The sequence below is a fragment of the Ignavibacteriota bacterium genome (assembly GCA_019637995.1).
Taxonomy (GTDB): domain Bacteria; phylum Bacteroidota; class Ignavibacteria; order Kapaibacteriales; family UBA2268; genus JANJTB01.
Genome location: JAHBUQ010000002.1, coordinates 712,061 through 726,945, shown reverse-complemented (window position 1 = coordinate 726,945; position 14,885 = coordinate 712,061). Strand labels below are relative to the sequence as shown.

Genomic DNA, 14,885 nt, shown 5'->3' with positions numbered 1-14,885 from the left:
CCAATCGGTTATTATTCTACAAAATTATGATTGAGAAGCTTGTCCTGTTATAGCTGAACTCAAACCCCTGAAATATTTTCCAAGCATTTGAGATGTAAACCTCATTCTAATCTGATTTCTTGCAAGCTCACTCATCTCTTTATCAATATTTACATGGGTTTCACCGGAGTGATATGTCTCTGCAGGAGGAATATTTGCCTGTTGTACAGTTACAGCCGATTCATATCCTGTGCCACTTCCTGCATTAAGATGACCACCGGAATTTTTCCTGCCCCGGAGAACTGTGCTATTCCTTTCCAAATGCTCCTCAAACCTTACTTCCTCAGGCTTATAGTGAGGAGTATTGACATTTGCGACATTCTTTGCTATTGTCTTTTGCCGAAGAGCATATGCGTCCAGTGCTGCATTCATCAGCGGTACCCTGCTCTTAAACAAATGATTCTTAACAATCATAATATTCTCCAATTTATATAATCAAATTATCTTAATCAATTTCAATGCCAAAGTAATTTGATAATATTATTGATGGAAATTATTCATTATCAGAAGTAATTGTTTATTGCAATAGTATATAGGAATAGATTTAAAGTTTATAGTAATCTAATAATGATTATACAATTATTTTTTAATTAATAAACTACCTTTACGGATGGTATTTTTAAAGTATCCGATATCCGATAGTTAAATATACAACCACAATTTCGTATTTTTAACCTAAGTATAACTATAGCGAAATTTTATGTAATTTGTAATTATCCTTTGACTTTTCAAGAATAAAATATGTTCCTGAAAGCAAATTTGGCAAGAACCAGGGAGTTCCATTTGTAGTTATATTATATATTCCAAGTAAATTTCCCCGCAAATCAAATAATTCAAGTTTTTCCAAATAAGCCCAATCCAAGTAAATATACATTACATTTCCAATATGAGAAATCAGCTGCAACCTTAGCAATTTATTGTCATCTTCGACACTGGTATATGGTTGGATACTGAAATCCTCAGAAACAGAGTAAATCCTGTAATCATTGCTTTTGGAGATTTTTACCCTGAAATTATCGCCAATCGTTACTGAATCATCGGGAAGCCATGAATATACACCTTCATTGGCTACATCGGCAGCAATATATCTGAAAAACAACGAATCTTTAAGCAATTCCAAAGTTATATTTTCATCAAAATTTGTTTCCCATGTAATATCAAAAGGTATTCCTATATGAATATCATTTGCCCAGTGCGGAGTTTCGAGGTGAAGATATTCGTATTTTTTAATTTCAAATGGTTCAGAATAGCCTAATATTTTATCGTCAATAGAGTGTGTAATTTTGAAAAAATAATTATTATCAGATTCCATATCAACTGTTAATTGCCATAAATAATTGTTCCCGTTAAATTTATTTACCTTACCAAAAAATTTGCCCGGAAAATTTTGATTTATTAACTCAATATCAAATGGAGGCGTCAGATTAGAAAACCAATTTAGTGATACTTTCTCGTTTGATAAATATGAGTTATTAAGTCCCAACTTAACATCAATAAAAGGCTTATTGAATCTGTACAAATTAAAATCTGCGATATAAACTCCGTACCTGTATTTGAATATCGGCTCCACTTTAATAATTACTGTTCCGGAGTTCTCAATTTTGATTGTTTGTGGATAAAGCAGTGTATCAATTCTACCTGAATGTGATACTGTTATTCTAAGGATTGCACCATTGTTAATATCTCCACTTTCACCGTAATACGAATCGGCATATTTTAAATCAAGGAGGTAATGATCTTCGTCTTCAGGAATCTCTAATTTGAAATAATCAACATCATTTGTATCATGAATGCTGAGAATATGATAAAAACGCAACTTATCGTTATTAAAGTCCATGGGAATAATGGTAGAACTTTCTATTGAATTATTGACTTCAAATTTATCAGAAGGAATTTCCCCATACCCAAGCGAAAAATCATTCGGTTTAGCAAATGCTATTATGTGCTGCCCTGAATTATACAGAAGATTAGTCTTCTGATAACCTACCTCAAAATAACCATCCTGTGAACCACCCCAACCCCAGTTGAAATGAAAAAATCCATTATCATATCCATCACATACAAACGCATGACCACCTCCGTTTTTCAAGCTGGAGCCGGCGTAATACATCGGAAGCCCTAGTGATAAATTATCATAAAGTAAATTTTTCCATTCTTCATCGCTTATATCTTGAGACAATCTTTTGTAATCAGCCGAGAAACCAAAATTTTCTAGTAAAGCATCAAATGCTCTGACGGAGGAAGCGCCACTTGCATCCAAGCCATAATTCATCCTAACAGCAACTCCGCAGTCAAACATTAACTTTGAAACTGCATACTTTGAAGCACTATCTTTAAATTCATGATGAAAATGCTTCATTATTCCATATTGGTATTTCGATTCTGAAAAATCACTTTTAATATCGCCAAACTGCTTGTGCTTGTACTCTACTTTACCTTTGCCTTTTAGCGGAAAGCGATGAAAATACAGCACTTGTGCCATTGCTGTAGCAACACAGCCGGTAATTGCTCTTTTCCCTGTCTCAGGGTCTATGGGACAAGATAAATTATACGGATAACCCTGATTCCATTTTGTTTTCAAAAGTGGCATAATAGGCTTTTTTGATGATTGAAATAACTCATTATCAAAATCATCTTTGATATACCAATTGTAATCTTCTAACGAATTTGCATCGGGATCAGATATTTTATTATATATTATTTCGCTTATATAATTAATCCATGATTCAAATGAAGGCGACTGATTTTCTAATGAATATCTTCCAGATACTGAGTATCCGATGACTGGTTTAACCTTATCATCTCCAGACATAATTATCCAACCATTACCGGATAAATTAAAAACAAACAACAATGTATCATTGCTTATGCTGACTTTGTAATCAACTAAATTAATATTGCTTAAAGTCAGTAAATCAGCATCATCTTTCGAGCTAATTAAAAAAGTTTCCGCATAATTTAAAGCCGCAATTTTTGCTGATTCAGAACTTACTGCCTTTGATAACAAATTTTGAGCTAACAAAGTAATTAACAATATATATAAATGTATTTTCATAGTTATACTTCCAAATTTATTAAAATTAAGTAAAATTATTTAAAATACCAAAATATTTAATATTTACATCAAAATTATACAAATATTTTTCTTTAAAAAGATTCGATATTTAATACAAATTTGATGAATTGTTTTTTGTAATTAAATATTTTAAATTCATAAATTTTGTATCATCACGAACAGATTTGAGATATATATAATATTTTATTAACTAAGTTCATAAAAAAAAATACCGCTGCAAGAAACAACTCTTGCAGCGGTATAAATTATATGCTAATCATTTACTCCTGTTCAGCCAGCCAGCGTTCGGCATCAATTGCAGCCATACATCCTGAACCGGCAGCAGTAACAGCCTGACGATAAACATGGTCCTGCACATCTCCGCAGGCAAATACACCCGGAACTCTTGTCTTTGTTGATTTACCTTCAGTAATCAAATAACCGTTTTCATCTTTATCAAGGAAATCCCCAAAGATGTCTGAATTTGGTGTATGCCCTATTGCAATAAAGCAGCCACCCGCCTCGTGAACAGACGTTTCTCCGCTCACCGTATCTTTAAGTCTGATATGAGTGAGCTTCTTGATACCCATTTTTTCTTCACCTAAAAATTCATCAACAACCGCATTAGTAATAATCTTAATTTTGGGATTTTTTTGAGTTCTTTCGACCATAATTTTAGAAGCGCGAAACTCATCCCTTCGATGTACAAGGGTAACTGATTCACCAAAGTGAGTCAGGTAATTAGCTTCTTCCATAGCAGTATCGCCGCCACCGATTACAAATATTTTTTCACCTTTGAAAAAGAAACCATCGCAAGTGGCGCAAGCAGATATTCCTGCACCCCAGTAAGTATCCTGGCTTGGTATGTCAAGTAATTTTGCTTTTGCTCCTGTTGCGATAATAACTGCATCTGCAGTGTACTGGTCTGATTCTGACCAAAGTTTGAAAGGTCTTTCCGAAAAATCTACTTTGATAATTGTTTCGTAAATAGATTTTGTACCAAACCTTTGGGCTTGCTTACGGAATGTGTCCATCATTTCCGGTCCTTGTATTCCGTGCTCAAAGCCGGGATAATTTTCGACTTCTGTTGTGATTGTAAGCTGTCCGCCCGGCTGTTGACCTTCAAATATTGCGACTTCAAGATTTGCTCTACTGGCATAAAGTGCTGCTGTGAAGCCAGCAGGACCTGTTCCGATTACTATAACTCTGTAATGAGTTGACATTTTAATAACTCCTAATTTTATTTAGTTTTTGGTCAATAATTTTATTTCAATACTTTTTTTTTTGCAAATTATTGTAATTTGAAAATGGTTTCAAATATATGAATATATGACGAAGTGTTCATTTGAATATTTTTATATGGATTATTAAGATTTGAAATTATAAATATAAACTATTCGTCTATAAATTGTTGAAATAATATCTTATATTTTTTTGGTGATAAATTGGATTTTAAAGATTACTACCAAATACTTGGATTGACCAAAACTGCATCAGCAGACGAAATCAAAAAAGCCTACAGGAATTTAGCAAAGAAATATCATCCTGACTCTAATAAAGATTCAGATGCTGAAAAGAGGTTTAAGGAAATCAGCGAAGCTTATGCTGTACTCAGCGACCCAGAAAAACGTAAAAAATATGACCTTCTGGGCTCTGATTGGAATCGTCATCGCCAGACCGGCGGCAGTTCTGATAACTTCAACTGGAGCGACTATATTTCCCAGCAAGCCAGACAGCGTTCATCAAATGCAAGACAAAAGGTCGGCGATATGTTTGGAGATTCCGGTTTGTCAGATTTCTTTGAGAGATTTTTTTCCGGCGGATTTTCTCAGAGCGGACAAAGAACATCAACCAAGTCAAAACCGGCTTACGCTAAAGGTGATAATTATAAAACGGAAATAACTATAACAATTGAAGAAGTTGCTAAAGGAGCAAAAAGGCAGCTTCAGGTCAATGGGGAAAAATTTGATGTAACTTTTAAACCGGGGCTTTCAGATGGTCAAAAGTTAAAAATTTCCGGCAAGGGACTTCCTGCTGATGGTGGAGGTGATAAGGGTGATTTAATCATATCTGTTAAAGTTTCTGAAGATACTATTTATCAAAGAACAGGAAACGACCTCTACAAGAACATTGAAGTTGATTACACCACAGCAGTGCTTGGTGGACAGGTTAAAGTTGAAACACTCTACGGCAAATTGATGGTCAATATTGCACCGGGCTCGAGAAGTGGTAAAGTATTAAAGCTTAAAGGAATGGGACTTCCGGATTATAAATCTATTAATCTAAAAGGAGACTTATATCTGAAAGTCTTAATTCAACTACCTGACAATATTAGTCAAAAAGAATCGGATTTAGTCAAAGAAATCCAGAAAATCAGAAATTAAATGTATTATTTGTTAAGAAATGTTAAATTATTAAAATAATTATTTATTAAAATAGTTTATAGTTTTTTTATAACTAAAAATTTAAATTATAAATTTAATTGATGTTAAGTAATAATTAATGCGAGCTATGTTATGGGATTCAGAACACTAGAACTTAAAATGAAAACCGATTTCGGTCCTGACGACCTAAAAAATGTAATTCGTAAAATCTGCAGAGTGCGTGATTTTACTTATACAATTGACAAGCAAAGTCTGGATGGCAGAAATCCGATGGAGATACACTGGCTTGTTAGAGTAGTTGTATCATCACCTGAGATACAAGGTGGTGCTCCTCCTGATAATCTTACACTTAAAGTGCCATTCAAACGCACAGATAAAAAGGTCTTAGTTGTGGGATCCGGTCCTGCGGGCTTTTTTGCCGCTTATGTATGTTTGATGGGTGGTTTGGATGTTACTCTTGTCGAAATGGGTCCTGATGTATATCAAAGAACTCGTGATTTGAGAGATTTCGAAAAGACAGGCAATTTAAACGAACGTAGTAACTATGCTTATGGTGAAGGTGGTGCCGGAACGTTTTCCGATGGCAAACTAACATCAAGAACAAAATCAATCCTTAGAGAAAAAAGATTTATATTTGAGCAGTATATCAAAGGTGGGGCGCCTGAAGAAATCCTTTATCTTGCCAAACCGCACCTTGGAAGTAATATACTCACTAAGGTAGTTAAAAATCTCAGACAAGATTTTATAGACCGAGGCGGTAATTATATTTTCAATAATAAACTGATTGATTTAAAAGTCAAGGATGGCAAAGTCGTATCAGCTGAAACGGAGCAAGGTGTCATTGACGCAGATTATTTTATAGTCGCAGTTGGACACAGCTCTTATGATACTTATCGTATGATGATGAGTAAGGGAGTGCAATTTGTAACCAAGAATTTTGCAATTGGAACCAGAGTAGAGCATTATCAGGAAATAATTAACCGTGCAAAATGGAGAACTCCATCACTTCCGGGTGTAAAGGCTGCCGATTATTCACTTACTTACAGTTATGACGATATTACTTCAGTATATTCCTTCTGTATGTGTCCGGGTGGTAAAGTCGTTCCGGCACCACCAATTGCAGGTCTTAATATTGTTAATGGGATGAGTTATTATAAGAGAAATTATCCGTTTGCAAATTCCGCTATAGTTGTTGGAATAAGACTCAGCGAGCTTACAGGTAAGGAAATGGATCCGCTTGAGTCACTTGAATGGTTGCTTACTCTTGAACGTAAGTTTTATGATTATTCAAATAGCTATAATGCCCCTGCTGTGAAAGTAAAAGACTTTTTGAAAGGACGTACTACCGGAGAGTTCGGCAAACATTCGTATCCGTTTGATTTGGTTCCTGCTGATTTCAGAGAGCTTTTCCCTGCAAAAATTACAGATTCTATGGCAGCGGCATTAAGAGATTTTATGCACAAAATCTGGGGCTTTGAAGACGGGACTATGATGGGACTCGAAAGCCGTACAAGTTCTCCAATCCAGCTCGTCAGAGACGGTATGCTGTGTGCAGGATTCGATAATCTATATTTTGCCGGAGAAGGCTCTGGTTTAGCAGGTGGTATTGTCAGCTCTGCTGCAGACGGTATCAAATGCGGTATGGATGTAGTTGATTCCATTTATTAACTATTTAAAAATATTTTTGCATCATAGGCAACAATTTCAACTTGAAAAAACAGCTTATGATGCATTTTTAATTGACTAAATTGTATAAATACTTGCAAATGTCAGTCTGTTGAGTGTTTGTTAAATATTTATGAACACAAAAATATTCATACAAATATTAATCAAATTTTGAAATTTTCAGTTTTCTTTTAGTTTATGTGAAGTTTATTGATTATTTTGCAAATCTTAATAATATAAATTGAAATTTTCGTGTTTAACAGTATAAATTTTACAAAAAAACTGAAAGATTTGTAGGCATAGATAATGATTTTAAGTGAAATTACAGATCCTGTTCTAGGTCATTTGGAGAAATTCAATACCTACTTTAAAGCGCTTTTACAAACAAAAGTGTCGCTTCTAAATTTGATTTTAAAATATGTAACTTCAAAAAAAGGCAAGCAGTTAAGACCTGTTTTAGTTTTCCTCTCTGCTCAAGCTTCCGGTGGTATATCTCAAAGAACATATAACGGCGCAGCTCTTGTTGAGCTTTTGCATACTGCTACTTTAATACATGACGATGTTGTTGACGAAGCATCCGAACGCAGGGGTCTTGCTTCAATAAATGCTAAATGGAATAATAAAATTGCTGTACTTGTTGGCGATTACTTGCTTTCTAAGGGTCTGATTTCTGCTATTGATGCAGGCGAAACAGAATTTTTATCAGTAACATCCAAAGCTGTTAAAAGAATGAGTGAAGGCGAATTAATGTCAATAGACAAATCTCGAAGCATTTCATTTGATGAAGATACATATTTTAGAATAATTTCTGATAAAACTGCATCCCTTCTATCAACCTGCTGTGAAATCGGTGCACTTAGCGCCTCAAATAACATTGAATATCGCGAAGCGATGAGAGAATATGGTGAGTCTATCGGAATAGCTTTTCAAATTCGAGATGACATATTTGATTACACTTCAAGAAGCTCTTTGATTGGAAAACCAGTCGGAAATGATCTAAAAGAGAAGAAAATTACCCTACCATTAATTCATGCCCTTGGTAATTCTATTGATAAAGAAAAGAATTCAATACTGAAGTTGATTAAACGCGGAAAATTAAAAAAAGCCGAAGTAAATTTAATAATTGATTTCGTTCACGAGAAAAAAGGCATCGAATATGCCGAGAAAATCGCTAAAGAATATATCAGTAAGGCACAGAACGCATTAGGTGTTTTTCCTGAAAGCCCCGCAAAAGAATCACTTTTAAGATTTACGGAGTTTGTCCTAACCCGAGATAGTTGATATGAGTGATATTTCCCTTATGTTTGCCGTGGAAGCTGAACAGCTGCTTCTTGCCGATTTACCTGAGGATGCTATAGAACTCTGCAACAAAGGACTTGAAATATATCCGGGCTATGCAGCAGCTTTGTCTGTATTGGCAAAAGCTCATAAAGCTTTAGGCGAAAAAAATATTGCCCTTCAAATCATTGATGATTCACAATATCAAATTCTTGCGCCAAGCTATGAGATAATCCATAAATCTGTCGAAGAGGATGCAAAACTTGAAGATGTTTTTATTGAGGATAATTTTACATCTAACTCCGAATTTGTTAATCCTGCGGTTATTTTGAATAGTGATGTTGCTGATATTCAAAAAGACTATGTGCTTTCAGATTCACCAGAAGATGATGATGAAAAATATTCGTTTGATTCAGAGGACATTTTAAATTTGGAAGATAATATTGAAGTTGAATTATCTGATAATTTCGATTCTGTGGCAAATAATGATGATACGATTTTAGATTCTTCAAATTTTGAGATTGCAAGTGATGAAACAATAAACATTGCTGATTCAGACTTGGACTATCAGCCTGAAAAATTTGCCGGATTAAATAGTAAATCAACCATTTCTGCTTCTAATATTGACTTGATTCCCGGACTTCACAGATTCCAAAACTCAAGGCTTCAATCACTTTTCACAAATAGAAAAAAAAGAATTAACGCCGACATTTATAAAATTATCAGTAAGCAATCTCAGTATATATCGCTTATTTCAAGTTTAAGCCACGCTAATCCTATCAAACCGGATAGTCACCATAAAGGCGACAGAAAAAAAACATCTGTAATTGTAACCGAAACTATTGCGGATATACTTGTTAAACAAGGTGCTTACGAAGAAGCTAAAGTTGCTTATAAGGAGCTATCCAAAAAATACCCTGAAAAGAAAAAACAATTCGACAAAATTATTGCTAATATAAATAAAAAATTAATTTAAAATTTTTTGCAATAATAAATAATATATTTCATTTGATACGTTTATTTACTTTGAAGTAGTATTCAAATAATTAATAAGGACATATTTATATCGCAATTAATTTACTTTTTTGTTTGTTTTGGCAAAAATATTAGTAACTTTTTACATTCTTATTTGTTATATAAGAATAATTTTTATCAAAATTGGTGAATTATGCGATATATAATTTTATTGTTGATATTACTTTCGGGGTTTATTCTTAACCCCCGACTGATATATTCAGAATCTTTCAACGGATTCGAAGTATTGCAGCAAACAAACAACTCAATTACAATCCAATTCATTTCAAATTTTACCGATTTTGGAATTATTACCGATATTGATGGGAATGAATTTCACGCACCTGAAATTGAAAACTCTCGGATGCAATTTGAACCCGGCAATTATTTTCCTGTATTTTTATCACCTGTAAATTTGATTGTACCTGCTCCCAATGCATATTCCTACAGCATTATTCATAAGATTGAAAGAGAATTCCAAAATATCAGGTTATCACCTCTACCCAAATATTTAGTAGATAATAACCGAAACCTGTCTGAACTTTTTGATGAATTTCAGATCATGGCAACTAATGAGGTCAATCTTGATTATGCAGGTATATCAAGAGGTCAGCATATTTCAGGTCTTACAATCCATCCTGTAAAATATAATAAAGCTGAAAAAAGCCTGAAAATTATTGATACAATAGTAATTAAAATTGACTTTGATATATCTCAAGCTAACATAATCAATAATTATAATGATTTTTCTGCATTGTCAACTATTAATTATGCTCAGGGAAAATTCTGGTCAGCTGATAAAGACAGAAAAAGATTAGATACTTATGAATTTCTTAGTGATAAACAAATCGCAATTTCTGAACTATCAAACGGTAAGTGGGGCAGAATTACTATTGCAGATGAAGGTGTTTACAGGCTTGATGCTTCTGATTTACAATCAATCGGAATACCGGCAACAGCAGAAGCCGCAAGAACAATCAAGATATTTGGAAAAGGTGGAAAGCCACTAAGTGAATTAGTCAGTGCCGGCTTGAATAATCAAATGGATGAGCAGGAGATAATTGTCAGAACTCGAAATGATGGTTCGCTTGAGTCCGTAATTTTCTATGCGAATAGCACAAATGGATTCGAAAGAAGAAATGGGGAATTCAGCCATTACAAAAATTTCTACAGCGATAAAAATTACTATCTCATTACCTGGGGTGGCACAAATGGCAAGCGTGCAGAAGGAATCCCAAATCCTGATGGAGAAATTTTATTTAAACCTACTAACTACATCGAGAGAGTATTTGTAGATGAAGACATCGTAAATGCACACAATCTTGGTGGAGGCAGAGACTGGTTCGGAAGGAGTTTCTTTTCTTCACCAATGTCACCTGTAATGCTTCACGACCTCGAAAGGGGCGGAGAAATTTCATACAAGTTTGCAATGGCGCACAGAGCAAGCAGCGTAGGTTCTTTCACGATTTTTGAGAATAATCAGCAAATAGGAATACTTTCATTGAATAGTGACCGTAGCGACCCATATGTATCATCTGTTCGTAATTTCTTGAATGTTAAAATTCCAGCAAGCCAGATTGCCGGTGACAATAGAAGCATAATACGATTTCAATATCAAAATTCACAGGTAACAGCAGTTGGTTATTTCGATTATTACGAAATGTCCTATCCAAGAAGATTTTTTGCCGTTAATAACCAAATCAGGTTTATTCCTGATCCTGATATGCACGGAATTGCAGAATTTAACATTAACGGATTTTCCGGCGAAATATTCGGATTTGATGTTTCTGATGAAAAAAATCCTAAACTACTTACAAATAAATCTGTAACAGGTAGTATTTACTCATTCTGTTACAATTTGAGTATGATAAAATTCAGCAGATTTTTTATCTCATCCAACTTAAGAAAACCTGCTGTAGAAACTATTGAAATTGCAAATCTCAGAGATAATAATGACAACGCAGAAATTGTTGTTATCACACATCCGCTACTCTTGGAATCTGCAATTAAATTCAAGAATTACAGGGCTAATCAAAGCGGTAAGAAAGTTGAAGTATATCGAACGGATCATATATATAATGAATTTTCATCCTCTATTCCTGACCCTACAGCTTTACGTGATTTCCTGATAAATATTTATAATCGCTGGGAAACCAAGCCGAAATACCTTGTTATTTGGGGTGATGGTCATTATGACTTCAGAAATATTGCTACAAATCAGGTTAACTATATACCTGCCTATCAAACATACAGAAATGATATAAGTGAATTCAATGACATTCATGAGGGCTATGCCACAGATGATTTTTATGCTTTGATTGATGGCGATGATTTGCTGGTAGATATTAATTTCGGGCGTGTAACAATTGACAATCCTGAAACAGGCAATTGGGTAGCAGACAAAATCATTCATTATGAAACATCTCAATCTGATGATATCTGGCGTACAAATATGATTTATATAGCTGACGACGGACCATCGGAAGGGACAAAATATGATGGTTCAACACACAGTGGTCAGTCTGAGAATTTACAGACAAATTTTGTAAGCAGGAACAACCCCGATTTGCAATTCGAAAAAATCTATCTTGTAGAATATCCGACAATTTATGTCGGAAGCGGACGCGCAAAACCTGCTGTTACTGAAGAGATGCTCACAAGAATCAATACAACCGGCGGTCTGATATTAAACTGGATTGGTCATGGAAATCCGAGAGTATGGGCTCATGAGAGAATCTTAGACCGCGATATAACAATACCTCAAATGCGAAACATTGATAAACTCTTTTTCCTTACAGCCGCAACTTGCGATTATGCTAGATTTGACGACCCAAATGTTCGAAGCGGTGCAGAAGAGATGTTTATTAGCCGGAATGGTGCTGCAATTGGTGTTTTTTCGGCTTCACGAATTGTTTACAGTGATGACAATGCAAGACTTACTTATGCATTCTATAACAGATTGATGAGTCGTAATCCTGAAACAGGAAAATTCCCTACACTCGGAGAAGTTATAAATGCTGTTAAGCAGACTTTCTATTTCACAAATGACAGAAAATTCTTCCTTTTAGGCGACCCTACAATGACTCTTCTTATGCCTGAATACAAAGTGAATATATCTTCAGTTAATCAGCAAGAATTGGGTGGGCAAATATTAAACCTTGAAGCCTTGTCAAAAGTAACAGTTAAAGGATATGTAAGCAAGCCTGGAACAAATGAAATTGATAATTCATATAATGGTACTGTGGTTGTGACTCTTCGTGACGGAGATGTTGTGATGCGGGTTCAGGAATATCATCAAGGTGTACCTCGTTCAATGTTTGTTTACAGAAAACTCGGTGGTAGTCTTAACCGTAGCTCTTATATTGTTCAAAATGGAGAGTTTGAAGCTGAATTTATCATCCCTAAAGATATTAGTTTTAGCGATTCATTAGGAAGACTTTTTATGTATTCCGCCTCAAATGATGGCAGATATGCGAGCGGAAGTTATCATAATATTATGATAAACGGATTTTCGGATGTTGATATTTTAGATACAATTCCTCCTGATATTTCGATATACCTTGATGGAAGAAAATTCAAATCAGGCGATGTTGTAACAGTCAATCCGCGATTGATTGTAGATTTGTTCGATGAGTCCGGTATAAATACAACAGGACTTGGTATTGGACACAGAATAGAGGCATGGATTGATGACTCACCTGTATCTATTGACCTTACCGATAAATTCAGTTCTTCTCTTACAGATTCACGAAGAGGAACAGTTGAAGATATTTTGTTTGGATTAAGTCCCGGAAAACATAAAATTCGTGTTCGCGCCTGGGATGTGTTTAATAACTTTTCTATAGCTGAAGTTTTCTTTGTAATACCTGAAAATAACGGTGGTTTGGTAGAAAACATATATAATTATCCAAATCCTTTCACTGATGGCACGAATATTGTATTCAGACATAACGCAGTGGCGCCTTATGATGTAAATTTAGAGATTTATACAATTAATGGCGTCTTAATACGAAATATAGAAAATACTTTAAACAGTTTGCATACATCAGAAATATTCTGGGATGGAAAAGATAGTGGCGGCAATAGAATTGCCGATGGTATTTATCTTGTAAACGTCAGAATTATCCATGATTCCGGTTTAACTCTCGGGCGTGGCAAACTAATTAAAATAGCTAATTAAAAAGTAAAATATAAAATTATAAACCAATATTGATGATCTGGAGGTTTTAACATAATGAAGTTATATCTTAAAGCGGCAATAATGACAGCTATAGTAGCAACAGGATTCTTTTTACCGGCAGCAATGCACGCACAAGCCGGCGGTTCAGCTGTGCCGTTTTTGCTCATATCGCCTGATGCGAGGGCAAGCGGAATGGGAGAAACCGGGACTGCAGTTGCCGATGATATTAATGCGATTTATTGGAATACAGGCGGTCTTGCCTTTTTGGACTATTTCCCTGCAACAGCAACTCGTGAAGAGCAGCCTTATACTCAGGTAGCTCTTGCTTTCTCTCCTTGGTTACCACAGTTTAATGCAGATCTATATTACAGCTACGCTACTGTAGGAAGATTTTTTGAAGAATTGGACGGTACAGTCGCTTTTAACTTTATTTTCATGAACTTGGGCGAATTTACCCGTACAGCTGATAACGGACAGGTTCTTGGAAAATTTATTTCAAATGAATTTTCTGTGGGTCTATCCTATGGAACTATTGTAGCACCTGACTTAGGTGTAGGATTTCAACTCAGATATATCCATTCAAATTTAACTCCGACATCTGCTCAAACAGGTGGCGAAGCCGGTACAGGTATAAGTGCTTCATTTGACCTTGGTGTTTTGTGGAAACCAACAGATATTGAATTCCTAGGAATTAAGGACAGATTATCATTAGGATTGAATCTTAAAAATGTAGGTCCAAAGGTGACATATATTCGCGAGTCTGACCCACTGCCGACCACACTCAGACTTGGAACAGCATTCAATTTGTACAAAGATGAGTTTAATGATTTGAAGATGGCAGTTGACTTTGGCAAATTACTTGTTAAGCGTGACTCATTAGGCTCAGACGCTTTGCCACTTTCACTTGTAACAGCATGGGAAAATCCCGGCGCAGAATGGTCATTTGGTTTAGAATACTGGTACGAAAGGGTTGTAGCTCTAAGAGCTGGATATTTTACTGAGCCGGCTGTACTTGGCAACCGTCATTACTGGAATTTCGGTGCAGGCGTAAGGTATGATATTTTCAGTCTTGATTTCAGCTTCATTAACACAATTGAAGAAAATCACCCGCTTGCCAATACCATGAGGTTCTCACTGCTTATTGATTTCAATTAATAAGGTAGTTTCTGAAAATATTTGATAGTTGAGAATTAAGAGATTTGTCCATACAACTCAGCAGAAATTTTAAAAACCACATCCTTTTAGGTGTGGTTTTTTAATATACTTTTAT

General features: G+C 35.0%; 9 protein-coding genes. 6 read left to right on the top strand and 3 right to left on the bottom strand.

The features are described from left to right. Positions 1-24 precede the first annotated feature (24 nt). The 3 genes from flgB to trxB all read right to left on the bottom strand — a co-directional run bounded on the left by flgB (position 25) and on the right by trxB (position 4,317). A complete protein-coding gene (gene flgB, locus KF896_08985) occupies positions 25-453 on the bottom strand; it encodes a flagellar basal body rod protein FlgB (protein MBX3043839.1) in 429 nt (142 codons plus the stop codon). 271 nt (positions 454-724) lie between these two features. Then, positions 725-3,094, bottom strand: coding sequence for a C10 family peptidase (locus tag KF896_08980; GenBank protein ID MBX3043838.1), 2,370 nt, complete (start codon positions 3,092-3,094; stop codon positions 725-727). A 281-nt stretch (positions 3,095-3,375) separates the two neighbouring features. Then, positions 3,376-4,317: a thioredoxin-disulfide reductase gene (trxB, locus tag KF896_08975; protein MBX3043837.1), complete on the bottom strand. Its 942-nt coding sequence runs from the start codon at positions 4,315-4,317 to the stop codon at positions 3,376-3,378. 222 nt (positions 4,318-4,539) lie between these two features. Here trxB and KF896_08970 point away from each other — a divergent pair, with 222 nt between their 5' ends. From KF896_08970 to KF896_08945, 6 genes are all read left to right on the top strand, one after another. Then, positions 4,540-5,478, top strand: coding sequence for a J domain-containing protein (locus tag KF896_08970; GenBank protein ID MBX3043836.1), 939 nt, complete (start codon positions 4,540-4,542; stop codon positions 5,476-5,478). Positions 5,479-5,610: 132 nt separating this feature from the next. After that, the gene (locus KF896_08965) at positions 5,611-7,146 is read left to right on the top strand and encodes an FAD-dependent oxidoreductase (protein MBX3043835.1); all 1,536 of its coding nucleotides are present in this window, start codon (positions 5,611-5,613) and stop codon (positions 7,144-7,146) included. A gap of 303 nt (positions 7,147-7,449) precedes the next feature. Beyond that, positions 7,450-8,424, top strand: coding sequence for a polyprenyl synthetase family protein (locus tag KF896_08960; protein MBX3043834.1), 975 nt, complete (start codon positions 7,450-7,452; stop codon positions 8,422-8,424). Between the two features lies 1 nt (position 8,425). Next, on the top strand, positions 8,426-9,397 hold the full coding sequence (locus KF896_08955) for a tetratricopeptide repeat protein (GenBank protein ID MBX3043833.1): 972 nt from the start codon (positions 8,426-8,428) through the stop codon (positions 9,395-9,397). Between the two features lie 192 nt (positions 9,398-9,589). After that, a complete protein-coding gene (porU, locus tag KF896_08950) occupies positions 9,590-13,615 on the top strand; it encodes a type IX secretion system sortase PorU (protein MBX3043832.1) in 4,026 nt (1,341 codons plus the stop codon). Positions 13,616-13,669: 54 nt separating this feature from the next. Next, complete coding sequence (locus KF896_08945) at positions 13,670-14,770, top strand: PorV/PorQ family protein (protein ID MBX3043831.1); 1,101 nt, start codon at positions 13,670-13,672, stop codon at positions 14,768-14,770. Positions 14,771-14,885 lie beyond the last annotated feature (115 nt).